Source organism: Pantoea sp. OXWO6B1, assembly GCF_001641135.1.
Lineage (GTDB): Bacteria > Pseudomonadota > Gammaproteobacteria > Enterobacterales > Enterobacteriaceae > Pantoea > Pantoea allii.
On the sequence record NZ_LWLR01000001.1, the window covers coordinates 772,866 to 797,966 of the forward strand.

The window sequence follows — 25,101 nt, forward strand, 5'->3', positions numbered from 1 at the left end:
AAGGGAAGAATTAAAAAGAAATGAGCACGGTTTCCGATACGCCACGCTATGTGATTCGCGGTATTACGCTTTACGCTTTTAACAGCATGACTGCTTTTGTGGATTTCCTGATGCCGCTGTCAGGTATTCGGACAGGAACGCTGGTGGCTATCAATGCGGAAAAGGTGCTGAATGCCGAGCAGGATGAGGCGCTGCGCGCTCAAATTGAGCAGGCTGAATTCAAATACCCCGACGGCATCAGCATCGTGCGCTCTGTTCGCAAGAAATATCCTCACGCCTCAGTGCAGCGCATTGCTGGTGCAGACCTGTGGGAAGCCTTGATGGAGCGCGCGGGCCGCAATGGAACGCCAGTGTTCCTGATTGGGGGCCGGCAGACGGTACTGGATGAAACCTGCGATAAATTACGTCGTCAGTGGAATGTGAATATTGTCGGTGCTCAGGATGGCTATTTTTCGCCTGACGAACGGGACGCTCTGTTTGCCCGCGTTGCGGCGAGTGGTGCCAGACTGGTGACGGTGGCGCTGGGTTCGCCACGGCAGGAGCGTTTAATGGCCGAGTGTCGGCATCACTGGCCCGATGCGTTATATATGGGCGTAGGCGGCACTTACGACGTGTTTACGGGGCATGTAAAGCGTGCGCCCTTAATCTGGCAGAAGCTTGGACTGGAGTGGCTCTATCGCTTGATTAAGCAACCCAGCCGCATACATAGACAGTTAAAGCTGGTGAAATATTTGCGTTATCACTGGCGTGGTGATCTCTGAGATCGCTGATTAATGCCAGGTTTTTAGCACTTGTGCTGGCGTAAATGCGGTAATTGTCGACGAAATGCACAAAGCGTAATCAAACGCGCTATTTTCTTTAAAAAGCACTAGACAGGATGGGCGCTTATCTCTAGTATGCACATCCGCAACGGCGCTACGCGCCCGTAGCTCAGCTGGATAGAGCGCTGCCCTCCGGAGGCAGAGGTCTCAGGTTCGAATCCTGTCGGGCGCGCCATTTAGTTTGTGCGTAAGAGCTTCGGTGGTTTGAGTACCGCGTTAGTAACAAAGTTTTAAATGCTGTGGGTTTGACTTGCAACATTCAGTACAGTGGTGGCTATAGCTCAGTTGGTAGAGCCCTGGATTGTGATTCCAGTTGTCGTGGGTTCGAGTCCCATTAGCCACCCCAGATTTTGCTGGGATACGCGAAGGTGGCGGAATTGGTAGACGCGCTAGCTTCAGGTGTTAGTGTCTTAACGGACGTGAGGGTTCAAGTCCCTCTCTTCGCACCAGGCAAAACAAAATAAAAAATCGGCGAGTAGCGCAGCTTGGTAGCGCAACTGGTTTGGGACCAGTGGGTCGGAGGTTCGAATCCTCTCTCGCCGACCATTTTAGAAACCTGTCTTTTCAGACAGGTTTTTTTTCGTCTGTGTAAAATGAGGATGAGCACCTCCGAAGGCCGTTTGCGCCGGGCGAAGCGAGACAACGTTGCGAAGGCAACGGCCCGAGTGCAACGGCCCAGGGGCGATTGATATCTTATTAATCAGTCCCTCAGCGACAGGCCTCTCAATGGATCAACTCCGGATCAAGCCATAACACAAACTGTCGCAAAACCGAGACGCTTAACGGGTTGTTTTATAAGTAATTGACAGGTCTTTACTTTGTATGTCGCTTATTTGCGACATCCATGCCGGGTTTTGTCGTTATAACCCGACGGATATCACAAATCTCAATCAGCCTGATCATTTTTTTATTTTTAAGTTTATGATTTTTAAGACAAGATAAAATAAAATCTGCAACTGGCATGAATTATGCAATAATCAGAGTGTAGATGCTCATTCCACCTCTTATGTCTGCTTAGGCTACATAAACCTGGGAATGACGCAGAGCCAATTTGGGTACCTGTTGTCTGCCTGCCTGTATCGCGAAAGTCTTACAGGGTTATCAGACACCACGTTGAGTCGGGTACCTTTCGGTTGTCAAACCGACCTGATCTTACACCTGCTTATGGCAGGTGTTTTTTTTGCCTGAAATAACGGATGTAAAAAAACCGGGCTAACCCGGTTTTTTATGTGATGCGCTAAGGTGCTATCAATCAGGCATCGGGATTGTTTTTCAACGTCAGCAACAGGCCTTCACGGCGCATCTTTGCCGCGTCTTCCGGGCGACGCAGGCGATCGTAAACATCCGCCAGCCAGGCGTAGTCAAATGCGTCAGGGCGCTGAGCCAGCGCCTGCTGAAGTGATTCTGCTGCCTGCTCCCACTCGCCGTGACGCATCAGCAACTGCCCCAGGGTGCTGTGCAGTAAAGGCGTGGCACCATGTTGTTTGATTTGCTGGCGTAAGGCTTTTTCCAGTGCTTCTGGATTGCCGCTCTTGATACGAGGCATCAGCAGTACAAGGCGGTCGTCGTAATGACGCTTCAGCCCATCCAGCAAAATCTCCTGCGCGGTGTCGTGATCGTCACACTCAATTAAATGGTCAATCATCGCCACCTGCAATGCTGTCTCATGACGTGTTTTACGGCTCAGATTGCCCCACCAGCGTTTCAACCCTTCGCTGCCCTGATCGGCCATCGCCTGGTTCATCAGTCCCAGCCAGGCTTGCTGCTGTAGCAGGGTGCGCTGCTCTTCGGTTCCGACCTGTGATTTTTCCATGGCGGGAAGAATGTCCAGCAGTGCGCTCCAGGCGTTGGTGCGAACATAAGCCTGCTCAGCCAGACGAAGCACTTCCGGGTGACGTGGCGCTACCTCAAGCAGGCGGTCGATACTATGGCGCGCGGCATGATCTTCATGACGAGCCAACTGAATGCGGGTTCGGGTAATCTCAACCGGAATCACGTCATTGCCTGCCAGTTCAGCCGCGCGTTCAAGATGTTGGTTGGCCCGCATCTCATCGCCACGCTGCTGTGCGGCTTCCGCCGCTAACAGATAGTTAGCCACGGGGACATCAGCATGCTCGGCGTCTTTAGACAGGAGTTTTTCAACCTGCCTGAAATCGCCTTCTGCCAGCTTAAGCAGGGCATTTTGCGTATGGCGCTGGGCACGACGGCGCTTACGACCGGTGAACCAGCCGCGGGTACGCGCCCCGGTACGGAAAAGACGGCGCAGTATCCATTCAACCGCCAGAATCACTAACAGGCTGATAATCAGGATAATGGCCAGGCCTGTCACGCTGGTTTCAACGTTCCAGTTGTCGGTCTGAATCAGCACATAGCCCTGATGGCCCGCGATCATCGGCCCCAGTACAATGCCGGCAATCAGCAGGACAAAGAGGATAAATACCTTAAGCATGATTAGCCTCCCTGCTGGTTAGCGGCGGCAGAGGGTTGTGCCATCAGGTTACGAACGCGGGTTTGCATCAGCTTATCAAGCAACGGCTGGCTTTCCAGGCTGTCCGGCAGGTCCATATTAATGTTCTGCTGGCTTAATTCATCCAACTGAGCCAGAAACGCTTTCGTCGAGGCATCATTGGTGTCATACCATGCACGTACCCATGCAGAGACGGTTTCGAGCGATTGCTTGTAAATCTCTTCCTGATGGCGCGGCACGGCCTGAGCTGCGATCAGCAGGCGAGAGCGGATGTTCTCGCGCAGGTAAACATCCTGATTCGGTGCCAACAGCGGCTGCGCCGTATTATCGCGGCGACGGATGGTAATAAAGTCATCCATAAAATTATGCCAGCTTTTCACCAGGTTCTGACGCCATTCACGGATGGAACTGGATAGTTCACCGCTGTCGCTGTCCATGGGCGCTTCATCGCTATCGTTATCCGCCAGACGCAGGTTATCCACACCGTTTGATAACTGGTTAAGTTTCAGAATGATGCCGTCATAATCCACCTGAGAGAGGGAGGAAAGCGTACTGATATCCTGGGTCAATGCACGACGAACGTTCATAACGCTGGGATCGTTCATGTCTGCCAGGCTGGCATCGGCACTTTTTAGCAGCGCCGCAGCGGTAGTCACATCCTGGTCGCTCCACAATTTACGACCGGCCAGCTTCACCAGGTAATCCGCCTGGGCCACTAACCAACTGCGTACGTCGTTACCTGATATGGACGCCATCTTTTCACGCAACGTTTCCAGCTCTTTCGCCGAAGCAGCCTGTTGCGACTGGGCGGTCTCCAGCGTTTTCTCTGCGGCATTCAACTGCTGAGTGAGTTGCTGTTTGTCGCTGTTCGCCTGTTGCTGCAGCTTTACCAACTGGTCGCTCAGATCCTGGTTGGTTTGCGCCTGCCGTTCGGCCTGGTGTTTATCGTTCAGGTATAAGCCTGCGCCAATCGCCAGTGCGATGACGATCGCGACTGCACCCAGCACCATGCCGCCGTTATGACGCTTACGCGGTGATTTTTCCTGGGTAGAAGAGGGGCGATCAACCGCTGGAGTGGTTTCTTCAACCACGGCGGAGGTGTCTTTTTGTTCCGTCATATCTGGCACATCCCATTGTTAAGTTCAACATAACGCGCGCAGCAGCGCATCGTTATCGGCACCATCGGCTACCTGAATCGTCTGCCAACCAAGATTGGCGGCCAGGGAAGCCAAACGTTCGCTGACGACAAGCAGTCGACAGCGGAGCAGCCATTCCTCACGATCGACCTCGGGGAACAGCGAATACAGCTGATGCAACATCTCACCGCTGGTCACAACCAGCGTGTCAATATTACGATCGCGCCAGCGACGGCCTTCAATGGCACCGTCATAGTGTTTTTGGCAACGTTGATAGCACTCCGCATAGGTGACCTGTGCGCCGCGTGCTATCAGTGTTTCTGCCAGCAGCTCGCGCCCCTGGTTTCCTCGCAGGATAAGCGCGTGCTTACCCGCCATTTGCTGCAGTGTCGCCAGTTTTATCAACTCTTCACTGGTTTCATGCGCATGAGGATAGGTCACCTGCAAACCACTGATCGTATGAAAAGCCAAAGCGGTACTGCGACCAATTGCATAATAGTCTACGTCGGCGGGCCATGCGTTGATGGCGTGCTGTGCAAAGTGAATAACCTGCTGCGAAAGCAGGAACACCAGGTCGCCGCGTTTCAGTGTGGCAAGGGCTGCCGGTAACTGCTGCAGATCGTTACCCGGGGCGAATTCAATCAGTGGCAGGCTCCACGCCTGTTTACCCTGAGCGTGCAGGCGTGAGACCAGCTCAGCCGCTGCGGGTTCCGGGCGTGTCACCAGAATGGTCATACGGGAGGTTGTCCCTGGTAAACGTCGTGCAGAATTTCACGCGCGCCGCTGTTGAGCAACTCGTCTGCCAGCGAAATACCCATCTGTTCTGCCTGATCGCGTGGTCCACGGCGCTCACCGCTCACCACGACGCTACCATCAGGTGCGCCCACCAGGCCGCGAAGCCAGAGTTCGTTACCTTCAAGCACGGCAAAGCTGCCGATGGGAACCTGACAGCCGCCTTCAAGTCGGGTATTCATGGCGCGTTCGGCTTTCACACAGACCGCCGTATCGTCATGATTCAATGCCTGTAACAATCCAATTAAGGTGCTGTCGTCTAGCCGACATTCAATCCCGACTGCGCCCTGGCCCACGGCCGGCAGAGAAACGTCCGCAGGCAGCGGCTGGCGAATGCGATCGGCAAGCCCCAGGCGATTCAGCCCGGCGGCGGCAAGAATAATGGCGTCATATTCGCCGGCATCAAGCTTGCTCAATCGTGTTCCCACATTACCGCGCAGAGAGCGAATCACCAGGTCTGGACGACGTGCGCTAATCTGACACTGACGCCGTAAGCTGGACGTACCAATAACGGCACCCTGTGGCAGCGCATCTATCGACGCGTAGTGATTGGAGACAAACGCATCGCGCGGGTCATCACGCTGGCAAATGGTGACCAGGCCCAGCCCTTCCGGGAACGCCACGGGTACATCTTTCATCGAATGCACGGCCAGATCGGCCCGGTTTTCTAACATCGCCTGCTCAAGCTCTTTAACGAAGAGCCCTTTACCGCCCACTTTTGCCAGCGGTGTATCAAGAATGATGTCGCCCTTTGTCACCATGGGCACCAACTCCACGCGCAGGCCGGGATGGGCACTGAGCAAACGCTGCTGTACATATTGTGCTTGCCACATGGCAAGGGGACTTTGTCGTGTAGCAATTCTGAAAATTTTGTTTAACATGCCGTTAACCATTTAGATCGTTCATCGAATATCCTATCATCGTTGAGGGAATGCTGTCAGTTTCAACGGATTGAAAAGAACCGCCCGTAGATTAAACCTGATATATCAGGCAGTAATCTCAGGCTATGAGCAGAGTGAGCGAAAAGTAGACGAAACCGTGCTAAAATGTCGGTAGCGTAACTTTCTTTACGGTCAATCCGACGAGTGATAGATTGATCACGTTTCCAGCAATTATCTGCACGACACTCAATTAATAAGTAGCAGATAGCGGGAACAGGGTTTTTAACTCCAGGACAACCAGGCGAAACGTCTTGTACCTCTACATTGAGACACTAAAACAGAGACTGGATGCAATTAACCAGCTACGCGTTGACCGCGCTCTGGCTGCCATGGGACCCGCTTTTCAGCGCGTCTACAGTCTGCTTCCGATCTTACTACATTATCAACATCCGCTGATGCCGGGTTACCTTGAAGGTAGCGTTCCCCATGGCATCAACGTCTTCACGCCTGATGAAAACCAGCTGCAACTGCTCGCGGAGTTAACGGGCGAACAGGAACTTTCCCTGGTCGAAGCGCCGAAAGGCGAGTTGCCCATCACCGGTATCTATTCGATGGGGAGCACCTCCTCCGTCGGGCAAAACAGCGTGTCCGATCTGGATATCTGGGTTTGCCATCAATCCTGGCTGGATAACGAAGAACGCCTGAATCTGCAGCGTAAATGTGCGCTGCTGCAAAAATGGTGTGCCTCACAGGCCATCGAAGTCAGCTTTTTCCTGATTGATGAAAACCGCTTCCGCCACAATGAAAGCGGCAGTCTTGGTGGCGAAGATTGCGGTTCTACTCAGCATATTTTGCTGCTGGATGAGTTCTATCGCACGGCGGTGAGAATGGCCGGTAAACGTATTCTGTGGAATATGGTGCCTGGCGAAGAAGAGCATCATTACGATGACTATGTGATGTCGCTCTATGCGAAAGGCGTACTCACCCCGAACGAGTGGCTGGATTTGGGCGGGCTCAGCACGCTGTCAGCCGAAGAGTATTTCGGTGCCAGCCTGTGGCAGCTGTATAAAAGTATCGATTCGCCCTATAAAGCGGTGCTGAAAACGCTGTTGCTGGAAGCCTATAGCTGGGAATACCCGGACACCAAACTGCTGGCAATGGATATCAAACAGCGTTTGCACGACGGGGAGATCGTCTGCTTCGGTCTTGATCCTTACTGTATGATGCTGGAGCGCGTGACGCACTACCTCACCAGCATTGACGATCAGCCCCGCCTCGATTTGGTCCGCCGTTGCTTCTACCTGAAAGTTTGCGAAAAACTGACGACCGAGGAGCACCAGCAGCGCAGTGGCTGGCGCCGTGAGATTCTGTCGCAACTGGTTAAAGCCTGGGGATGGGATGAGGAGAAACTCGCCATTCTGGACAACCGCGCAGAATGGAAAATCGAGCGCGTGCGTGAAGCACACAATGAATTGCTGGATGCGATGATGCAAAGCTATCGCAACCTTATTCGTTTTGCCCGTCGCAACAATTTAAGCGTCAGCGCCAGCCCGCAGGATATCGGCGTGCTGACCCGTAAATTGTACGCCGCTTTTGAAGCGCTGCCCGGCAAGGTGACGCTGGTCAATCCGCAAATTTCCCCCGATCTTTCGGAACCTAACCTGACCTTTATTCATGTGCCACCCGGCCGTGCTAATCGCCCGGGTTGGTATCTGTACAACCAGTCGCCGGATATGAGTTCGATCATCAGTCACCAGCCGCTGGAATATAACCGCTATCTTAACAAGCTGGTGGCCTGGGCCTGGTTCAATGGGTTACTGACCAGCAAAACGCGCCTGCACATCAAGGGCAATGAGCTATGCGATTTGGCGCGTCTGCAGGAACTGGTGGACGATGTTTCCAGCCATTTCCCGCTGCGTCTGCCTGCGCCAACGCCTAAGGCGCTTTACAGCCCGTGTGAAATTCGCCATCTGGCCATCATCGTTAACCTTGAGCACGATCCGACCTCGGCGTTTCGTAACCAGGTGGTGCACTTCGATTTCCGCAAGCTTGATGTGTTCAGCTTTGGCCAGCAGCAGCAGTGTTTGATTGGCAGTATCGATCTGCTGTATCGCAACTCATGGAATGAAGTTCGTACACTGCACTTCAGCGGCGAACAGGCGATGATTGAAGGGCTGAAAACGATTCTTGGCAAAATGCATCAGGATGCTTCACCGCCTGACACCGTGGAGGTGTTCTGTTACAGCCAGCATCTCCGTGGATTAATCCGTACCCGCGTGCAGCAGCTGGTGTCAGAATGTATTGAACTGCGTCTTTCCAGTACGCGTCAGGAGCCTGGGCGCTTCAAAGCTCTGCGCATGGCCGGCCAGACCTGGGGACTGTTCTTTGAACGCATGGGTGTGTCGGTTCAGAAGCTGGAAAATGCCGTTGAGTTTTATGGTGCCATCTCCAACAACAAGCTCCACGGCCTGTCGATTAAGGTCGAGTCGAATCAGACGCCATTGCCGCCTGTGGTCAATGGCTACGCCAGCGAAGGCATCATCCAGTTCTTTTTTGAGGACACCACCGACGATCGGGGTTTCAACATTTATATTCTGGATGAAAGCAACCGTGTTGAGGTGTATCACCACTGCGAAGGCAGTAAAGAAGAGCTGGTGCGTGACGTTAGCCGTTTTTACTCCTCGTCACACGATCGCTTCACTTACGGCTCAAGTTTTATCAATTTTAACCTGCCGCAGTTCTACCAGATCGTGAACACCGGCGAACGTTATCAGGTCATTCCATTCAGAAATCAGGCACTCACCGAACTCTGTGCCTCGCAGCCTGATAACGACAACAACGATTATCAGCCGCGCTATCAGGTGCATTGAGTTCTACAGGCCCGCTGTGACGCTATCTTTAGGGCTTGCCACAACGCTCACGTGATTTGCTGGCATTTCCTGTTGCTTTTCCACCTTCAACTGCGATGATAAGCATCCAGGTCACAGGATATGAAGAGCATAAAGAATGAAGAAAGTGATAAGCCTGTTAGCGATGACAATGGCACTGACAAGCCTTGCAGGCTGTGGATTGAAAGGACCGCTCTACTTCCCACCGCAGGACACGCCAAAACAAACTGCGCCGACGCCAGCATCAACGCAAAAACAGAAAACCGACGCGTCTAAAGCGGATGTGGGTGGTCTGGTGACGGGTGATTCAAGCTCACAAATGAAATAACACTTATGGCGCATCCGGCGGAGCAAAAAATGCAGTTCTCCAAAATGCACGGTCTCGGCAATGACTTTATGGTTGTGGACGCCGTGACGCAAAACGTCTTTTTCTCGCCGGAATTGATCCGCCGGCTGTCCGATCGCCATTTGGGGATTGGCTTCGATCAGTTACTGATTGTTGAACCGCCTTACGATCCCGATCTCGACTTTCACTATCGCATTTTTAACGCTGATGGCAGCGAAGTCGCGCAGTGTGGTAATGGCGCACGCTGCTTTGCCCGTTTTGTTCAGTTAAAAGGGCTAACCAATAAAAGCGATATTCGCGTGAGCACCCAGGCGGGGCGCATGGTGTTAAGCGTTACGCCGGACGATCTGGTGCGCGTGAATATGGGCGAGCCCAATTTCGAACCCCAGCAGGTGCCTTTTCGCGCCAATAAAGCCGAGAATCTTTATCTGCTACGCGTCGCGGAGCAAACGGTGATGTTCGGTGCCGTCTCTATGGGCAATCCACACTGCGTGATCCAGGTGGAAAGCACGACAACTGCCCAGGTTGAGCTTTTAGGCCCGGTTCTGGAAAGCCATGAGCGGTTCCCGGAGCGCGTCAACGTTGGCTTTATGGAAATCATTAATCCGGAGCACATCCGGCTGCGCGTCTATGAGCGCGGTGCAGGCGAAACGCAGGCATGCGGCAGTGGTGCCTGCGCAGCGGTGGCCTGTGGTATCCAGCAGGGTATTTTAAGCCAGAAAGTACGCGTTGATTTGCCAGGCGGCTCGTTACATATCGCCTGGAAAGGCGTCGGACAGCCGCTCTATATGACCGGCCCGGCCACACATGTTTACGATGGGTTTATTCACTTATGAAAAATATCGAAGAGCAGGCGGAAAATGCTGTCCTGCTGGACGATCAGGCCGTCAGTGACTATCTGCGACAGCATCCTGACTTCTTTATGCGCAATGCGCGTCAGGTCGAACAGATGGCGGTGCCGCATCCGGTTCGCGGAAGCGTATCGCTGGTGGAATGGCACATGGCGCGCCAGCGCAACCACATTCAGCGGCTGGAAGAAGAGATCACGCTGCTGATGGAGCAGGCCACCGCGAACCAGCAGTTATTCGCGCGACTGCTCTCGCTGCAAAGTCACCTGGCCGCCGCCAGCTCATTGCAGGATATGCTTAATCGCCTGCACCGCTGGGCGCGCGATCTTGGCCTTGCGGGCGCTAATATCCGCCTGTTTAATGACCGGTGGCGGCTGGGCGCGCCGTCTGACTTTGTGCAGCTTGGCCTGGCGCGTCAGGCTTTCGAACCTCTTCGCATTCAGCGCTTCGGTAATGAACAGCACTATCTGGGCAGTATTAATGGCCCGGAACTGTTGCTGTTGCTGCCGCAGGCAAAAGCCATTGGTTCAGTGGCCATGTCGTTGATGGGTGACGACGGTGAGCTTGGCATCATTATCTTCAGTAGCCGTGACAGCCTGCACTATCAGTCGGGTATGGGAACTCTACTGCTGCAACACCTTTCACAGATGATGCCTGCGTTGCTGGAACGCTGGGTAGAGCGCGCATGAGCAGCGTGTTGCAGGAAACCGTTGACGGCTTTCTGCGCCACCTGAAGGTTGAACGCCAGCTCAGCCCTCTTACCCTGAGCAGCTACGCGCGTCAGCTTGCCGCACTGGTGACGATTGCCGACGAGATGAAAATCAGCGCATGGTCACAGCTCGATCCGGCTATGGTCCGCAGCATGGCCGCCCGCAGCCGGCGCGCAGGTCTGGCCGCCAGTAGTCTGGCGCTGCGTCTGTCCGCATTGCGCAGTTTTCTTGACTGGCAGGTGAGCCAGGACATGTTGCCTGCCAATCCGGCGAAAGGGATCGCCACACCGCGCAATGGCCGCCACCTGCCAAAAAATATCGACGTTGATGATGTCAGCCAGTTGCTGGATATTGACCTTGATGATCCGCTGGCAATACGCGATCGCACCATGCTGGAAGTCATGTATGGCGGGGGATTACGTCTTTCCGAGCTGGTCAATATGGATTGTCGCCATGTCGATCTTGAGGCGGGCGAAGTCTGGGTGACAGGAAAAGGCAGCAAGGAGCGACGCGTGCCGATTGGCCGCACCGCCGTTAGCTGGATTCAGCAGTGGTTGCCGCTGCGTATCGCGTTTAATCCCGCAGATGATGCGCTGTTTCTCTCCAGTCGCGGCTCTCGTATCTCGGCGCGTAATGTGCAAAAGCGTTTTGCAGAGTGGGGAATTAAGCAGGGCCTGACCAGCCACATTCATCCCCATAAGCTGCGTCACTCTTTTGCCACCCACTTGCTGGAGTCGAGCGGCGATCTGCGTGGCGTGCAGGAATTACTGGGCCATGCGAATCTCTCGACCACACAAATTTACACCCATCTTGATTTTCAGCACCTGGCCTCGGTGTATGATGCCGCCCATCCCCGCGCCAAACGAGGAAAGAGTGAATGAAGTTTTATCGCCCTCTGCGTGACATTAAAGCAATCACTTTCGATTTAGATGACACGCTTTATGACAACTATCCTGTGATTCGCAAAACCACAGAAGCATCCCATGCGGCCCTGCAGGCTTTCCATCCGGCACTGCGTCACGTTACGCCTGACGACGTGGCCGAATCACGTAAACAGCTATGTTTACGTGAACCCGATATCTACCATGATGTGTCTGAATGGCGTCGCCGTTCGGTAGAACATGTTATGTGTCATGCCGGTTTAACGGCAACCGAAGCCGCCAGGGGCGCGGCGCAGGTAATGGATGTGTTTCATCAGTGGCGCAGCCAGGTGGATATGCCGGCTGAAACGCATCACACGCTGAAAGCCCTGGCGAAAAAAGTGCCGCTGGTGGCCATCACCAACGGCAATGCCCAGCCTGAAAAACTCGGTCTGGCAAACTACTTCCAGTTTTCACTGCGGGCAGGACCGGATGGACGCGCCAAGCCGTGGCAGGATATGTATCAGTTGGCTGCGCAACGCCTTGATATCGCCCCAGAATATATTTTGCACGTCGGCGACGATCTCACTACCGATGTGGCTGGCGCGATTCGTTTTGGCATGCAAGCTTGCTGGATTAATCTGCGTAAGGGCAACCTGATGCACATTGATGATGCCCGCCTGCTGCCACACGTTGAAATTTCACAGTTGGCATCACTGACCTCGCTGTTATAATGGCTGTAAATTTATCCAGTCTTATGCTTCGCATTTTCTGACTTATTGGTGCTTATGGACGTTTCTGAACTGCTCGACGGTTTGAATGACAAACAGCGCGATGCCGTTGCGGCCCCGCGCAGTAACCTGCTGGTGCTGGCGGGCGCGGGCAGCGGAAAAACACGCGTTCTGGTGCACCGTATCGCCTGGCTATTGTCGGTAGAAAACTGTTCGCCGTACTCCATTATGGCGGTGACCTTTACCAACAAGGCGGCGGCAGAAATGCGCCACCGTATCGAGCAGCTCATTGGCACCAGCCAGGGCGGAATGTGGATAGGGACGTTTCATGGCCTGGCACACCGTCTGCTGCGTGCTCACCATCTTGACGCGGGTCTGCCGCAGGATTTCCAGATCCTCGACAGTGAAGACCAACTGCGGTTGCTGAAGCGCCTGATCAAAGCGATGAACCTGGATGAGAAGCAGTGGCCTGCGCGCCAGGGCATGTGGTACATCAACGGCAAGAAAGATGAAGGTTTGCGGCCAAAGCATATTGAGAGCTATGGCAATCCGGTAGAACAAACCTGGCTGCGGATTTATCAGGCCTATCAGGAAGCCTGCGATCGCGCCGGGCTGGTCGACTTTGCAGAACTGCTGCTGCGGGCGCATGAGCTGTGGCTAAACAAACCCCACATCCTGAATCACTACCGCGAGCGTTTCACTAACATTCTGGTGGATGAATTTCAGGATACCAACAATATTCAGTATGCCTGGATTCGCATGCTGGCGGGCGACAGCAGCAAAGTGATCATCGTCGGTGATGACGATCAGTCCATTTACGGCTGGCGTGGTGCGCAGGTGGAAAATATCCAGCGCTTTTTGAAGGATTTTCCCGGCGCGGATACCATTCGTCTGGAACAAAACTACCGCTCGACCAACAACATCCTGAAGTCTGCGAATGCCCTGATCGCCAACAACAGCGGCCGACTGGGGAAAGAGCTGTGGACCGACGGCAGCGATGGTGAACCCATTTCTGTCTACTGTGCCTTTAATGAGCTGGATGAATCACGCTTTGTCGTCAACCGCATCAAAGCCTGGATGGAAAACGGCAATGCGCTGGCGGATTGCGCCATCCTGTATCGTAGCAATGCCCAGTCGCGCGTGCTGGAAGAGGCCCTGCTGCAGGCCAGTATGCCGTACCGTATTTATGGCGGTATGCGCTTTTTCGAGCGTCAGGAAATCAAAGATGCGTTGGCCTATCTGCGACTGATGGCTAACCGCAACGACGACGCGGCCTTTGAGCGAGTCGTGAATACGCCAACGCGTGGTGTGGGCGACCGCACGCTGGATGTGGTACGTCAGACAGCACGCGAAAAACAGATGACCTTATGGCAGGCAACGCGTGAGCTGCTCCAGTCGCGCGCCCTTGCCGGCCGCGCGGCCTCAGCGCTGCAGCGCTTTTGTGAGCTGGTGGATTCACTGGCGAGCGAAACCGCGGAGATGCCGCTGCATGTACAGACCGACAGAGTTATCAAGGACTCTGGCCTGTGGATCATGTACGAGCAGGAAAAGGGTGAAAAGGGCCAGGCCCGTATCGAAAACCTTGAGGAACTGGTGACGGCCACGCGCCAGTTCAGCTACCAGGATGAAGATGAAGATCTGATGCCGCTCCAGGCATTCCTGTCCCATGCGGCCCTTGAAGCCGGGGAAGGGCAGGCGGACAAATGGCAGGACGCGGTCCAACTGATGACGCTGCACTCTGCGAAAGGGCTGGAGTTCAGCCAGGTGTTTATCGTCGGCATGGAAGAGGGCATGTTCCCGAGCCAGATGGCGCTGGATGAAGGGGGGCGACTGGAAGAAGAGCGTCGCCTGGCTTACGTCGGCGTCACGCGCGCGATGATGAAGCTCACGCTGACCTACGCCGAAACCCGCCGTCTCTACGGTAAAGAAGTCTACCATCGGCCCTCGCGTTTTATTGGCGAGCTGCCCGAAGCCTGTATCGAAGAAGTGCGTTTACGCGCCAGTGTAACGCGCCCGGTCAGTCATCAACGCATGGGCACGCCGATGACCAAAAGCGACACGGGATTCTCGCTGGGGCAACGGGTTCGTCACGCCAAGTTTGGTGAAGGCACTATCGTTAATCTGGAGGGCAGCGGTGAACACAGCCGTCTGCAGGTGGCGTTTCAGGGGCAAGGGATCAAGTGGCTGGTGGCAGCCTACGCCAAACTGGAAACCGTCTAGTCGCGTGTTGACGACTTTTTCGTCTCAGCGTAACATGCGCGCACTATTATCATGAGAGGACAATGCCTTGGACACGCCCAGTCGATGCTGGCTCATTAACCTGGTTTTCAGGAATAACATCTAAGGCTATCTCATTACGCTGGTAGCCTTAGCGGTTATCAGCGACCTCCCTTTTTAATCCGTCGCACGAGTCAGCACTGATTTATCCTTTATCCGTGTTCAGGTTCGCGGGTCTGAATTCAGACCGGCCGACAGCGTTGTCCCATAAAGTCTGCAATGGGGAGTCTTGCTATGCTGAGCGCATTTAAACTTGATAACAGCCGCCTGACGCGTCTGGAACTGGAAGATGAAAGCGATAAACTGACCACGTCAGTTTGGGTTGACCTGGTCGAGCCTGAAGAAGGCGAGCGCGATCGCGTGCAATCCGAACTGGGCCAGAGCCTGGCAACGCGCCCTGAACTGGAAGACATTGAAGCCTCGGCGCGTTTCTTCGAAGATGAAGACGGCCTGCACATTCACTCCTTCTTCTTCTTTGAGGATGCCGAAGATCACGCTGGCAACTCAACCGTTGCGTTTACCATCCGCGAAGGGCGTTTATATACGCTGCGCGAACGTGAACTCCCCGCCTTTCGCCTTTACCGAATGCGCGCCCGTAACCAGACACTGATTGATGGCAACGCTTATGAGCTGCTGCTTGATCTGTTCGAGACGAAAATCGAACAGCTGGCAGACGAGATTGAAAACATCTACAGCGCTCTGGAAAAGCTCAGCCGCGTCATCATGGAAGGCCAGCAGGGTGAGGAATACGACCAGGCGTTATCACGATTAGCCGAGCTGGAAGATATCGGCTGGAAGGTGCGTTTGTGTCTGATGGATACCCAGCGCGCACTTAACTTTTTGGTCCGTAAGGCACGTTTGCCAGGCAACCAACTGGAGCAGGCGCGTGAAATTCTGCGGGATATCGAGTCGCTGTTGCCACACAATGAGTCGCTGTTCCAGAAGGTAAACTTCCTGATGCAGGCAGCGATGGGCTTTATCAACATTGAGCAGAACCGCATCATCAAGATCTTCTCGGTGGTATCCGTGGTTTTCCTGCCGCCAACGCTGGTGGCATCCAGCTACGGCATGAACTTTGAATTTATGCCTGAACTGAAGTGGAGCTTTGGCTATCCTGGCGCCATTTGCCTGATGATGCTTGCAGGTCTTGCGCCTTATCTCTATTTCAAGCGTAAAAACTGGCTTTAATCATCAGCACGGGCTGTTAATTCGGCCCATTTAGCTGGCCTGTCGCCTTAATTCTGCTAATCTACCCGCTCAATTTTCATAATTGATTGATTTTTTTATGGACTCTCTTTCGTTGCGCTGGCAGTGGCTGCTGCTGTTAGTGTCATCTGTATTACTCGGTGCGATCTTCCAGTATTTTCACGTGCCTGCCGCCCTGCTGCTGGGGCCGATGATCGTTGGCGTGGTCATGGGCCTGTCCGGTGCCACACTGCGTATTAATAAGCGGTTATTCCTGCTGTCGCAGGCGGTACTGGGCTGCATGATTGCGCAGAGCCTGTCACCTTCTATCCTGACGCCGCTGTTACAGGACTGGCCTGTTGTGTTAGCGGTACTGCTGCTGACGCTGGCGGCCAGTGGCCTGTCGGGCTTTTTGCTGGTGCGTTTCAGCCCGCTTCCTGGTCCCACGGGCGCGTGGGGGTCTTCACCGGGCGGTGCCTCAGCGATGGTGGCGATGGCGGGCGAATTCGGTGCCGACGTGCGTTTGGTTGCTTTTATGCAGTATCTGCGTGTGCTGTTTGTCGCGGGCGCGGCGGCCATGGTGGCGCGTATCGGCCTGGGCGACGGCGGTCATGCGGGTTCACTGATATGGTTTCCCGCGCTTAATGGCGGTTTTCTGGTAACGATGTGCCTGGTCATCTGCAGCGCCTGGCTGGGGCCATGGCTGCGTATTCCGTCCGGGGCATTACTGATACCGGCACTGATTGGCGCGACGCTGCATTCAACCGGCACGGCAGTGCTGCAGATGCCTGAATGGCTGCTTGCGCTGGCGTACGCCTTGATTGGCTGGAGCGTGGGGTTACGCTTTACCCGACCGATTTTCAAACTGGCGTTAAGTACGTTGCCGCAGATGCTGTTGTCAATTTTTGGCCTGATGTTGCTGTGCGGTGGACTGGCCTGGATGTTAACCCGCGTTTTGCATATCGATCTGATGACCGCCTATCTCGCCACCAGTCCGGGTGGACTGGACACGGTGGCGATTATTGCTGCCGGAAGCCGGGTAGATATGGCGTTTGTGATGGCGATGCAGACTCTGCGCTTGTTCACCATTCTTCTGACCGGCCCGGCAATGGCGCGCTTTATTTCACGCTTTGCGCACACGGCTCCGCGCTGAAAATGCCACGGCATCCAGAATAAAGACCAGCAGCGCCAGCCAGATAAACCCAAAGGTCACCATTTTATCTGGCGTAACCGTTTCGCCATAAAACAGCACCGCCAGCAGGAACATCAGCGTTGGGCCAAGATACTGAAAGAAGCCCACCGTGGACAGGCGCAGTCGGGTACAGGCTGCCGCGAAGAACATCAGCGGAATGGTGGTGACGATGCCTGCGGCGATCAGCAACAGGTTCAGGCTCATGGGGTTGGCGCTAAGGTGGCTGGTGCTGCTGTCGGCAACGCCAAACAGGTAGAGTGCGGCCAGCGGAAACAGCCACAGCGTTTCTATCAGCATGCCGCTCTGGGCATCGACCTGAATTTTCTTTCTCATTAAGCCGTAGAACGCAAAGCTGAACGCCAGGCCTAAAGCAATCACCGGCACAGAGCCAAATTGCCACAGTTGCAAAAGCACGCCGAAGGCCGCCAGGGCCACCGCCAGCCACTGCAGACGACGAAAGCGTTCACGCAGAAAAATCATGCCAAACACGACGTTAATCAATGGGTTGATAAAATAGCCCAGGCTTGCCTCCAGCATGTGCTGGTTGTTCACCGCCCAGATAAACAGCAGCCAGTTCCCCCCCACCGTGACCGCCGTGAGTGCCAGTAGCCACACTTTTTTGGGCTGGCGCAGCACGCTCCTGACCTGGCCCCAACTGCGACTCAGTGTGATCAATAACAGCATGAACAGGGCTGACCAGATCACCCTGTGGGTCATGATTTCGGTGGCAGGAACGGCCTTGACTACTTTGAAGTAGGCGGGCGCAATGCCCCAAATGAAATACGCGCCAAGCGCAAAACCTATTCCCTGACGGGTTTGCTGGGTGTCCATAACATATCCTGAAAATTCGTCCTGTACCGGAGGTCACTAAGGTGAAGCGGCGTGACAGAGGGCCGCAATATTACCGCAGTCTTCGTTATCTCTGTAGCCAGATAGGGTGATAAAACAGGATCAGTCTTTATCCGGCTCAAGGGCGCGCTGGCGAGCAAGACAAATGGCCTGATGATTGCTGTCTGCCCACTCAATCAGTTGCTGCATGGGTTTGAGAAATGAACGGCCTAAATCCGTCAGGCTGTACTCAACCCGTGGCGGCACTTCCGGATAGAGCGTCCGCAGGATATAACCGTCCATTTCCAGCCGTTTCAGACTGCGCGACAGGACCTGGCGGGCAACATCCCCGATATGACGGTGAAGCTCATTGAACCGCAGCGTCTGCTCGGCCAGCGCCTCAAGAATCAATAAACTCCATTTATCACCTATCCGGTCAAGTACGTCACGGATGGGACAAGGTTGCTCGTAAGTAAAGGTTGCGGGTAAAGATTTTGGCATCGGTGAGTTCCTGCGCAGCGTCAATAGTCACGTTCACGTGACTGGGTCATCACAACGTGACTTCTTGTTAACCATTTTTGGCGAATGTAACATCCACAACGTGACCAGTCTATTTTTGTGACCTGGTGTGATATCAAAACCTGATGGCGAGTCCGGCTCATCTTTGGCGGCCTGTCAGGACTGACTTTCGGGCGCGTAACGGTTAGCGCCATAACAAATGCGCAAGGAGAATAATGATGACCACCTTTCTGAAAAACCTGTTGCTGGCGGTAGGTATCCTGACAGCGGGCGCGGTTTACGCCGCGCAACCCGGCGACGGCCGCGATCTCAAGACGGAAGAGGCTAATCGTGCATTGGTGCTCAACTTCTATGATCAATTTTTTAATCACCATAATGTCGCAGAAGCGGCCCGGGTTGTGGCGGACGATTACCGCCAGCACAATCCCGGATTGCCCAATGGTAAGGCACCGCTTGTTAACTTTTTTTCCGATTTTTTCAGGAAAAACCCGCAGTCAAAAGCACGCATCGTACGCAGTGCAACGGATGGCGATCTGGTGTGGCTACATGTGCACTCAACCAATGGTAAAAACGATCGTGGTCGGGCCGTGACGGATATTTTCCGGGTTAAAAAAGGAAAAATTGTTGAGCACTGGGATGTGGTTCAGGAGGTGCCTGAAAAATCGGCTAATGCGAATACCCTGTTCTGATGCCCAGCTGACGCAGACGTGGGGCGCCAGCGCGGCAGCCCCACGTTCCTTTTCCCTGTCAGCCTGTCAGATAGGTTGCCGTGGCGGTCGCCAGGTAGTCACCCTGCTGATTGTGTAATTCAACCCGTGCGACAGAGACTTTATTCCCGGCGCGCAGCAAACGGCTGGTGGCAATAAAACGCTCGCCCCGACCGGGACGCAGATAGTCAACCCGCATATCAATCGTTCCCATACGAGCCAGCCGCTGGCGCAGCACCTCCTCGCGAATACTTTCATCACGCGTCAACGCATGACTGACGCACACCATACCTGCTGCCACATCCAGTACGGCGGCGGTCACGCCACCGTGCAGGATCTGCTGAGCGGCATTGCCGACCAGCATGGTTTTGTTCGTAAAACTAATTTCAGCGCAGTCGGCGTCAAGGCGATCCAGCTCCAGGCCGAGAGCCTGATTAAACGGCATGTGATAAATAAAAATTTCACCGACCAGGCGGCGAGCTTCCTGCTGAGTCAATAGCACGGATGACATGGTGTTTAGTCCTGAATAGCTGGCAAATAAACTGTAGATGTTAACAAGTTGTTTATTCTATGCTTCGCTCGACAGGCTTTCCAGTTTAGGAAATCAGCGCTGATGTTCGCTCACATTTGTGTGTAGAATGTCCTGCTTTTTAAGACACCCATTCGCTTTTATGAATACGCAGTTTTCACCGGAGAATCCTATGCGTAAGCATCGCGCCTTGCTGGCGGCAATGTTACTTCCTGCTTTGGCGCAGGCGGACGAAGCCACGATCAAACACGTTCACGACGCACCGCAGGTGAGGGGCAGCATTATTGCCAATCTGCTGGAGCAGCACGACAATCCGTTTGTGCTTTATCCTTACGAAAATAACTATCTGCTGTACACGTACACCAGCGACATCAATAAAGAGGCGATTTCCTCTTATAACTGGGCAAAAAACGCACGCAAAGACGAAGTGAAATTCCAGCTCAGCCTGGCATTTCCGCTATGGCGCGGCATCGTGGGTGATAACTCCGTGTTAGCGGCGTCTTACACGCAGCGCTCATGGTGGCAGGTATCGAATAAAAAAGAGTCGTCACCTTTCCGGGAGACGAACTACGAGCCACAGATTTTCCTGGGCTGGGCGACAGATTACTCTCTCGCTGGCTGGACGCTGCGTGATGTTGAAGTGGGCGTTAATCATCAGTCCAATGGTCGCAGCGATCCGACTTCCCGCAGCTGGAACCGCGTTTATACCCGCCTGATGGCGCAAAACGGTAATTTCCTGGTGGAGATCAAACCCTGGTTCCGTATTTCTGAAAGCGCCAGTACGGATGATAACCCCGATATTACGAAATACATGGGCTACTACCGTGCCAAAGTGGGTTACGCGATGGGTGACAGCATTTTCAGCGTGGAAGGCAACTATAACTGGAATAGCGGCTATGGCGGCGCTACGCTGGGCTGGAGCTACCCGATTACTACGCACGTGCGTTTCTACACCCAGCTGTTCAGCGGCTATGGCGAATCCCTTATTGACTATAACCACCGTCAGACACGCTTGGGCGTAGGTGTAACGCTTAACGATTTGTTCTAATTAACCATTAAGTCAGGAATACAGTGGCAACCTCGGCAGTTCTTAATCAGGAAGCGTTGGCTAAGCAGGTATTGCAGGATACTTTTGGCTACCAGCAGTTTCGTCCCGGTCAGCAGGCCATTATCAATGAAGCGCTGAGTGGGCGGGATTGTCTGGTGGTGATGCCAACCGGCGGCGGTAAATCACTCTGCTATCAGATCCCGGCGCTGGTGCTCGAGGGGCTGACGCTGGTGGTGTCACCATTAATCTCTCTGATGAAAGATCAGGTAGATCAACTGCTGGCGAACGGCGTGGCTGCAGCCTGTCTGAATTCGACCATGACGCGCGAGCAGCAGCAGGCCGTGATGGCGGATTGCCGTAATGGGCGCGTTAAGCTGCTTTATATTGCGCCAGAACGTCTGATGATGGACAACTTCCTTGAAAGCCTGGCGCACTGGCAGCCCTGTATGCTTGCCGTGGATGAGGCGCACTGTATTTCGCAGTGGGGGCACGATTTCCGTCCGGAATATGGCGCGCTGGGTAAGATGCGCCAGCGTTTCCCCGATCTGCCTGTGATGGCCCTGACGGCGACCGCTGACGAAACGACCCGACTTGATATCGTTAACCTGCTTCATATGCAGGACCCACTGATTCAAATCAGTAGCTTTGACCGTCCGAACATTCGTTACACCCTGGTGGAAAAGTTTAAGCCGACCGATCAGTTGCTGCGCTACGTGCAGGATCAGCGGGGTAAGTGCGGCATTATCTACTGTAACAGCCGGGCAAAAGTCGAAGATACGGCAGCGCGTCTGCAAAGCCGTGGCCTGAGCGTCGGGGCATATCATGCCGGTATTGATAGCGCGCAGCGCGCCAGCGTACAGGAAGCATTCCAGCGCGACGATCTGCAAATCGTGGTGGCGACCGTGGCATTTGGGATGGGCATCAACAAGCCGAATGTGCGTTTTGTGGTGCACTTCGATATTCCGCGCAATATAGAATCTTATTATCAGGAAACAGGACGCGCCGGACGTGATGGCCTGCCTGCGGAAGCCATGATGCTCTACGATCCTGCTGATATGGCCTGGCTACGTAAATGCCTTGAAGAGAAGCAGCCCGGCCCGTTACAGGATATTGAACGTCATAAACTGAATGCGATGAATGCGTTTGCCGAAGCGCAGACCTGTCGTCGTTTGGTGCTGCTGAACTACTTTGGTGAAGGACGACAGCAACCCTGCGGAAACTGTGATATTTGCCTCGATCCACCTAAACGCTATGACGGCCTGGTGGAGGCCCAGAAGGCGCTTTCCAGTATTTATCGTGTCGGCCAGCGTTTTGGTATGGGCTACATTGTTGAAGTATTACGCGGTGCCAATAATCACCGCATCCGTGAGCAGGGACACGACAAGCTGCCCGTGTATGGGCTGGGTAAAGAAAACAGCCATGAGCATTGGGTCAGTGTTTTGCGTCAGTTAATTCATCTGGGACTGGTTACGCAAAACATTGCTATGCACTCCGCGCTGCAGCTGACGGAAGCCGCCCGACCGGTATTACGCGGTGAAGTCCCGCTGATGCTGGCGGTGCCAAGACTGATAACCGCCAGACCGAAAAGCAGCGGGTCGGCAAAAGTCTATGGTGGCAACTATGACCGCAAGCTGTTTGCTAAACTGCGCAAGCTGCGTAAAGCGATTGCGGATGAAGAGAATATTCCTCCCTATGTAGTATTCAACGATGCTACGTTGCTGGAGATGGCTGAGCAGATGCCGGTCAGTGCGTCTGAAATGTTGAGCGTGAATGGGGTAGGTCATCGCAAACTGGAACGTTTTGGTAAGCCCTTTTTGCTGATGATTAAAGAACATCTCGATGAAGAGTAAAGAGGCGTTATCATGTTGATCTTGTTCAGTACCATTGCCCTGGTCCATCTTGTTGCGCTGATGAGCCCCGGCCCCGATTTCTTTTTTGTCTCGCAAACCGCCGCCAGTCGTTCGCGCAAAGAAGCCATGCTGGGTGTTTTGGGCATTACGCTGGCCGTTATGGTCTGGGCTGGGGTGGCATTAATGGGCCTGCATCTGATTCTGCAAAAGATGGCCTGGTTACACCAAATCATCATGGTCGGTGGCGGACTCTATCTGTTATGGATGGGATGGCAGTTAATCAGCTCAGCGCGCCAGCGTCATAAGCAGCCCGTCCAGCAGGAACCTGTCGCCGAGCTGTCAAAGAAAGGCAGAAGCTTTATTAAAGGCCTGCTGACCAACTTGTCTAACCCGAAAGCGGTGATCTACTTTGGTAGCGTCTTCTCATTGTTTATCGGTAACGATATGGGCGAGCTGGAACGCTGGGGGCTGTTCGTGCTGATAAGTGTCGAGACTTTTGCGTGGTTTTCTCTGGTCGCTGCTATTTTTTCCCTGCCGTGGATGCGGGATAAATATCAACGTGCTGCCAAGTGGGTGGATGGCGTGGCGGGCGTGCTGTTCGCTGGTTTTGGCATTCACCTGATCCTGTCGCGCTGATAACCGATTATCGGTCACTTCAGCGCCACTGCGGTAAGCCGCCGACAGGGTCACTGTCAGCGGCAGCCTCGGCCCGGTCAGGCGATACGTCTGGCGCTGGCGAGCAGTCCCCCAATCGCAATGAATAAGCCGCCGAAAATGCGGTTCATCAGCTTCATCTGCTTAGGTCCTTTAATCCATCCTGCAATGCGCGTGGCTAACGTGGCATAGCCAATCATAACCACGATATCCACCAGGACGGTTGTTACGCCCAGTACCAGATACTGCAGCATGAGTGGCTGGTGAGGCAGGATAAACTGGGGAAACAGCGCCGCCAGAAACACAATGCTTTTCGGATTGGTCAGGTTCACCATCACCGCCCGTTTGAACAGACGACGACGCGGCATGGCTTTCGACATGGCGTTAAGGTCAATAGCGCCCGCAGTGCGCCACTGTTGGATGCCCAGCCAGACCAGATAACCTGCACCAGCCCACTTTAAAATCTCAAACGCCAGCAGCGACTGGGAAAAGAGCGCCCCAAGACCGATCCCCACCAGGGCGATATGCAGTGCAAGACCGACCTGCAAGCCAGAAATAGACGCGACCGCGCCACGATAACCGTGACTGATGCCGGTGCTCATGGTGTTAATGGCACCAGAGCCGGGCGAAAGGCTAAGAATTGTGGTGGTAAGAAGATAGGTCAGCCACCATTCGATGGTCATGGGTTGTACTCCCTGTCGCGTCTGAAGTGTGACACAATACGCCAGAATGATGCGCAGGGCTACGGGCATCATGCGGCCGTTCAGACTCTTTTTTTTCGGCAACCAGGAGGGCGGATGAAGCAACACAGAGCAAGCTGGCTGCAACGTGAACAGGCGTTTGCCGCCTTTGCTACCGGCCCATTGCTTGATTTCTGGCACAGCCGTGAAGAGTGTGAATTTACCGGCGTTGAAAATCTGACGTTACGTTATGTCCGGTTCATTTCACCGAAACATAAGCGCGTTATTTTGATCGTACCCGGGCGCATTGAGAGCTACGTTAAATACCCCGAGCTGGCTTACGATCTGTTCCACTGCGGATTTGACGTGATCGTGCTCGATCATCGGGGACAGGGACGATCGGATCGCCTGCTGGACGACTCTCATCGTGGACATGTCGTGGAGTTTTCCCACTATGTTGATGATCTCGAAACGCTTTATCTCAAAGAGATTGTAAGCCGTCATTATCAGCAGCGTTATGCGTTAGCCCATTCGATGGGTGGGGCGATTCTGGCCCTGTTTCTGGCGCGTCAGCCTGGTGCGTTTCACGCTGCGGCACTGGTCGCGCCGATGTTTGGCATTGCTTTGCCGTTACCCTCTTTTCTGGCGCATAAAATACTCGACTGGGCGGAAAAAAGGCCTGCCGTGCGCGATGGCTATGCGTTAGGCACAGGGCGCTGGCGGGCGCATCCTTTTGGCATTAATCGCCTGACACACAGCCATGAGCGTTATCGGCGCAGCCTGCGTTTTTATGCGGACGATCCGGCCATTCGTGTTGGCGGACCCACTTATCACTGGGTTCGGGAAGGCATTCATGCCGGACGTAACATCTTCAGTCAGGTGGATAAAATGACTACCCCGCTGCTGCTGCTGCAGGCCAGCGAAGACAGCGTGGTAGATAACCGCTCACAAGATCTTTTTTGTACCGCCATGGCGGCGGCGGGTCATCCCTGTGAGGGACGCAAACCCCAGATCATTAAAGGTGCGCGCCACGAGATCCTGTTTGAAAAAGACAGCATGCGTGCTGAAGCACTCAATGCGATCGTCGATTTCTTTTTGTCGCATCATTAGTACTCCGTTTACATTACCGGCTACGGCCAACCGACACAGATA

24 protein-coding genes, 4 tRNA genes and 1 other RNA gene are annotated in these 25,101 nt (G+C 54.1%); 21 read left to right on the top strand and 8 right to left on the bottom strand.

The window, feature by feature from the left end; all coding sequences use genetic code 11:
* The first annotated feature begins 20 nt into the window (after positions 1-20).
* From wecG to A6A26_RS05935, 6 genes are all read left to right on the top strand, one after another.
* The gene (gene wecG, locus A6A26_RS05910) at positions 21-761 is read left to right on the top strand and encodes a lipopolysaccharide N-acetylmannosaminouronosyltransferase (RefSeq protein WP_063877893.1); all 741 of its coding nucleotides are present in this window, start codon (positions 21-23) and stop codon (positions 759-761) included.
* A gap of 158 nt (positions 762-919) precedes the next feature.
* Positions 920-996 (top strand) — tRNA-Arg (locus A6A26_RS05915).
* A 95-nt stretch (positions 997-1,091) separates the two neighbouring features.
* Positions 1,092-1,167, top strand: a tRNA-His gene (locus A6A26_RS05920).
* A 16-nt stretch (positions 1,168-1,183) separates the two neighbouring features.
* Positions 1,184-1,270, top strand: a tRNA-Leu gene (locus A6A26_RS05925).
* 20 nt (positions 1,271-1,290) lie between these two features.
* Positions 1,291-1,367 (top strand) — tRNA-Pro (locus tag A6A26_RS05930).
* Positions 1,368-1,400: 33 nt separating this feature from the next.
* Positions 1,401-1,527: non-coding RNA, RtT sRNA (locus tag A6A26_RS05935), on the top strand.
* A gap of 546 nt (positions 1,528-2,073) precedes the next feature.
* Here A6A26_RS05935 and hemY read toward each other — a convergent pair.
* The 4 genes from hemY to hemC are packed head-to-tail and all read right to left on the bottom strand — an operon-like array spanning position 2,074 to position 6,097.
* Positions 2,074-3,270, bottom strand: a complete 1,197-nt coding sequence (gene hemY / locus A6A26_RS05940; RefSeq protein WP_063877894.1) for a protoheme IX biogenesis protein HemY — start codon at positions 3,268-3,270, stop codon at positions 2,074-2,076.
* 2 nt (positions 3,271-3,272) lie between these two features.
* Positions 3,273-4,406: a uroporphyrinogen-III C-methyltransferase gene (gene hemX / locus A6A26_RS05945; protein ID WP_063877895.1), complete on the bottom strand. Its 1,134-nt coding sequence runs from the start codon at positions 4,404-4,406 to the stop codon at positions 3,273-3,275.
* Positions 4,407-4,430: 24 nt separating this feature from the next.
* A complete protein-coding gene (hemD, locus tag A6A26_RS05950) occupies positions 4,431-5,159 on the bottom strand; it encodes a uroporphyrinogen-III synthase (RefSeq protein ID WP_063877896.1) in 729 nt (242 codons plus the stop codon).
* Positions 5,156-6,097, bottom strand: coding sequence for a hydroxymethylbilane synthase (gene hemC / locus A6A26_RS05955; protein WP_063881072.1), 942 nt, complete (start codon positions 6,095-6,097; stop codon positions 5,156-5,158). The genes hemD and hemC overlap by 4 nt, the downstream gene beginning before the upstream one ends.
* Before the next feature lie 311 nt (positions 6,098-6,408).
* Here hemC and A6A26_RS05960 point away from each other — a divergent pair, with 311 nt between their 5' ends.
* From A6A26_RS05960 to A6A26_RS06000, 10 genes are all read left to right on the top strand, one after another.
* The gene (locus tag A6A26_RS05960) at positions 6,409-8,967 is read left to right on the top strand and encodes a class I adenylate cyclase (RefSeq protein WP_063877897.1); all 2,559 of its coding nucleotides are present in this window, start codon (positions 6,409-6,411) and stop codon (positions 8,965-8,967) included.
* A 136-nt stretch (positions 8,968-9,103) separates the two neighbouring features.
* Positions 9,104-9,313, top strand: a complete 210-nt coding sequence (locus A6A26_RS05965) for an LPS translocon maturation chaperone LptM (RefSeq protein WP_063877898.1) — start codon at positions 9,104-9,106, stop codon at positions 9,311-9,313.
* Between the two features lie 29 nt (positions 9,314-9,342).
* Positions 9,343-10,167 carry a diaminopimelate epimerase gene (gene dapF / locus A6A26_RS05970; protein ID WP_063881073.1) on the top strand — a complete coding sequence of 275 codons (825 nt, stop codon included), beginning with the start codon at positions 9,343-9,345 and terminating at the stop codon, positions 10,165-10,167.
* Positions 10,164-10,868, top strand: a complete 705-nt coding sequence (locus A6A26_RS05975) for a DUF484 domain-containing protein (RefSeq protein WP_063877899.1) — start codon at positions 10,164-10,166, stop codon at positions 10,866-10,868. Before dapF ends, A6A26_RS05975 begins: the two co-directional genes overlap by 4 nt.
* Complete coding sequence (gene xerC, locus A6A26_RS05980; RefSeq protein ID WP_063877900.1) at positions 10,865-11,770, top strand: tyrosine recombinase XerC; 906 nt, start codon at positions 10,865-10,867, stop codon at positions 11,768-11,770. The genes A6A26_RS05975 and xerC overlap by 4 nt, the downstream gene beginning before the upstream one ends.
* On the top strand, positions 11,767-12,483 hold the full coding sequence (gene yigB, locus A6A26_RS05985; RefSeq protein WP_063877901.1) for a 5-amino-6-(5-phospho-D-ribitylamino)uracil phosphatase YigB: 717 nt from the start codon (positions 11,767-11,769) through the stop codon (positions 12,481-12,483). Before xerC ends, yigB begins: the two co-directional genes overlap by 4 nt.
* Positions 12,484-12,537: 54 nt before the next feature.
* A complete protein-coding gene (gene uvrD, locus A6A26_RS05990) occupies positions 12,538-14,700 on the top strand; it encodes a DNA helicase II (protein ID WP_063877902.1) in 2,163 nt (720 codons plus the stop codon).
* A gap of 67 nt (positions 14,701-14,767) precedes the next feature.
* Positions 14,768-14,824, top strand: a complete 57-nt coding sequence (gene ysgD, locus A6A26_RS26240) for a YsgD/CorL family protein (protein ID WP_349887138.1) — start codon at positions 14,768-14,770, stop codon at positions 14,822-14,824.
* Between the two features lie 167 nt (positions 14,825-14,991).
* Positions 14,992-15,945, top strand: a complete 954-nt coding sequence (gene corA, locus A6A26_RS05995; protein ID WP_014606985.1) for a magnesium/cobalt transporter CorA — start codon at positions 14,992-14,994, stop codon at positions 15,943-15,945.
* Positions 15,946-16,042: 97 nt separating this feature from the next.
* A complete protein-coding gene (locus A6A26_RS06000) occupies positions 16,043-17,095 on the top strand; it encodes an AbrB family transcriptional regulator (protein WP_063877903.1) in 1,053 nt (350 codons plus the stop codon).
* Here A6A26_RS06000 and rarD read toward each other — a convergent pair.
* Both rarD and A6A26_RS06010 read right to left on the bottom strand, forming a co-directional pair.
* On the bottom strand, positions 17,066-17,965 hold the full coding sequence (gene rarD, locus A6A26_RS06005; RefSeq protein WP_063877904.1) for an EamA family transporter RarD: 900 nt from the start codon (positions 17,963-17,965) through the stop codon (positions 17,066-17,068). The two genes, A6A26_RS06000 and rarD, sit on opposite strands and share 30 nt — an antisense overlap.
* A 120-nt stretch (positions 17,966-18,085) precedes the next feature.
* On the bottom strand, positions 18,086-18,463 hold the full coding sequence (locus tag A6A26_RS06010; RefSeq protein WP_063877905.1) for a winged helix-turn-helix transcriptional regulator: 378 nt from the start codon (positions 18,461-18,463) through the stop codon (positions 18,086-18,088).
* Positions 18,464-18,696: 233 nt separating this feature from the next.
* Between A6A26_RS06010 and A6A26_RS06015 the strand changes: the two genes are divergently transcribed.
* Positions 18,697-19,170: a nuclear transport factor 2 family protein gene (locus tag A6A26_RS06015; protein ID WP_063877906.1), complete on the top strand. Its 474-nt coding sequence runs from the start codon at positions 18,697-18,699 to the stop codon at positions 19,168-19,170.
* 58 nt (positions 19,171-19,228) lie between these two features.
* On the opposite strand, the gene A6A26_RS06020 is transcribed toward A6A26_RS06015, so the two are convergent.
* Positions 19,229-19,699: a thioesterase family protein gene (locus A6A26_RS06020; protein ID WP_063877907.1), complete on the bottom strand. Its 471-nt coding sequence runs from the start codon at positions 19,697-19,699 to the stop codon at positions 19,229-19,231.
* Positions 19,700-19,889: 190 nt separating this feature from the next.
* Here A6A26_RS06020 and pldA point away from each other — a divergent pair, with 190 nt between their 5' ends.
* The 3 genes from pldA to rhtC are packed head-to-tail and all read left to right on the top strand — an operon-like array spanning position 19,890 to position 23,251.
* Complete coding sequence (pldA, locus tag A6A26_RS06025) at positions 19,890-20,765, top strand: phospholipase A (protein ID WP_063877908.1); 876 nt, start codon at positions 19,890-19,892, stop codon at positions 20,763-20,765.
* A 23-nt stretch (positions 20,766-20,788) separates the two neighbouring features.
* On the top strand, positions 20,789-22,615 hold the full coding sequence (gene recQ / locus A6A26_RS06030; protein WP_063877909.1) for an ATP-dependent DNA helicase RecQ: 1,827 nt from the start codon (positions 20,789-20,791) through the stop codon (positions 22,613-22,615).
* A gap of 12 nt (positions 22,616-22,627) precedes the next feature.
* A complete protein-coding gene (rhtC, locus tag A6A26_RS06035) occupies positions 22,628-23,251 on the top strand; it encodes a threonine export protein RhtC (protein WP_063877910.1) in 624 nt (207 codons plus the stop codon).
* Positions 23,252-23,328: 77 nt separating this feature from the next.
* On the opposite strand, the gene rhtB is transcribed toward rhtC, so the two are convergent.
* A complete protein-coding gene (gene rhtB / locus A6A26_RS06040) occupies positions 23,329-23,952 on the bottom strand; it encodes a homoserine/homoserine lactone efflux protein (protein WP_063877911.1) in 624 nt (207 codons plus the stop codon).
* Between the two features lie 114 nt (positions 23,953-24,066).
* On the opposite strand from rhtB, the gene pldB reads away from it, so the two are divergent.
* On the top strand, positions 24,067-25,059 hold the full coding sequence (gene pldB, locus A6A26_RS06045; RefSeq protein ID WP_063877912.1) for a lysophospholipase L2: 993 nt from the start codon (positions 24,067-24,069) through the stop codon (positions 25,057-25,059).
* The last annotated feature ends 42 nt before the right edge of the window (positions 25,060-25,101 follow it).

What these genes read in the sequence shown, in the direction of transcription:
- A6A26_RS05975 (WP_063877899.1), top strand. Translation starts at nt 10,164, where the DNA reads ATGAAAAATATCGAAGAGCAGGCGGAAAATGCTGTCCTGCTGGACGAT.
- rarD (WP_063877904.1), bottom strand. Translation starts at nt 17,965, where the DNA reads ATGGACACCCAGCAAACCCGTCAGGGAATAGGTTTTGCGCTTGGCGCG.
- A6A26_RS06015 (WP_063877906.1), top strand. Translation starts at nt 18,697, where the DNA reads ATGATGACCACCTTTCTGAAAAACCTGTTGCTGGCGGTAGGTATCCTG.
- rhtB (WP_063877911.1), bottom strand. Translation starts at nt 23,952, where the DNA reads ATGACCATCGAATGGTGGCTGACCTATCTTCTTACCACCACAATTCTT.
- hemY (WP_063877894.1), bottom strand. Translation starts at nt 3,270, where the DNA reads ATGCTTAAGGTATTTATCCTCTTTGTCCTGCTGATTGCCGGCATTGTA.
- hemD (WP_063877896.1), bottom strand. Translation starts at nt 5,159, where the DNA reads ATGACCATTCTGGTGACACGCCCGGAACCCGCAGCGGCTGAGCTGGTC.
- uvrD (WP_063877902.1), top strand. Translation starts at nt 12,538, where the DNA reads ATGGACGTTTCTGAACTGCTCGACGGTTTGAATGACAAACAGCGCGAT.
- A6A26_RS06000 (WP_063877903.1), top strand. Translation starts at nt 16,043, where the DNA reads ATGGACTCTCTTTCGTTGCGCTGGCAGTGGCTGCTGCTGTTAGTGTCA.
- dapF (WP_063881073.1), top strand. Translation starts at nt 9,343, where the DNA reads ATGCAGTTCTCCAAAATGCACGGTCTCGGCAATGACTTTATGGTTGTG.
- hemX (WP_063877895.1), bottom strand. Translation starts at nt 4,406, where the DNA reads ATGACGGAACAAAAAGACACCTCCGCCGTGGTTGAAGAAACCACTCCA.
- A6A26_RS06020 (WP_063877907.1), bottom strand. Translation starts at nt 19,699, where the DNA reads ATGTCATCCGTGCTATTGACTCAGCAGGAAGCTCGCCGCCTGGTCGGT.
- rhtC (WP_063877910.1), top strand. Translation starts at nt 22,628, where the DNA reads ATGTTGATCTTGTTCAGTACCATTGCCCTGGTCCATCTTGTTGCGCTG.
- yigB (WP_063877901.1), top strand. Translation starts at nt 11,767, where the DNA reads ATGAAGTTTTATCGCCCTCTGCGTGACATTAAAGCAATCACTTTCGAT.
- wecG (WP_063877893.1), top strand. Translation starts at nt 21, where the DNA reads ATGAGCACGGTTTCCGATACGCCACGCTATGTGATTCGCGGTATTACG.
- pldB (WP_063877912.1), top strand. Translation starts at nt 24,067, where the DNA reads ATGAAGCAACACAGAGCAAGCTGGCTGCAACGTGAACAGGCGTTTGCC.
- xerC (WP_063877900.1), top strand. Translation starts at nt 10,865, where the DNA reads ATGAGCAGCGTGTTGCAGGAAACCGTTGACGGCTTTCTGCGCCACCTG.
- pldA (WP_063877908.1), top strand. Translation starts at nt 19,890, where the DNA reads ATGCGTAAGCATCGCGCCTTGCTGGCGGCAATGTTACTTCCTGCTTTG.
- A6A26_RS05965 (WP_063877898.1), top strand. Translation starts at nt 9,104, where the DNA reads ATGAAGAAAGTGATAAGCCTGTTAGCGATGACAATGGCACTGACAAGC.
- corA (WP_014606985.1), top strand. Translation starts at nt 14,992, where the DNA reads ATGCTGAGCGCATTTAAACTTGATAACAGCCGCCTGACGCGTCTGGAA.
- hemC (WP_063881072.1), bottom strand. Translation starts at nt 6,097, where the DNA reads ATGTTAAACAAAATTTTCAGAATTGCTACACGACAAAGTCCCCTTGCC.
- A6A26_RS06010 (WP_063877905.1), bottom strand. Translation starts at nt 18,463, where the DNA reads ATGCCAAAATCTTTACCCGCAACCTTTACTTACGAGCAACCTTGTCCC.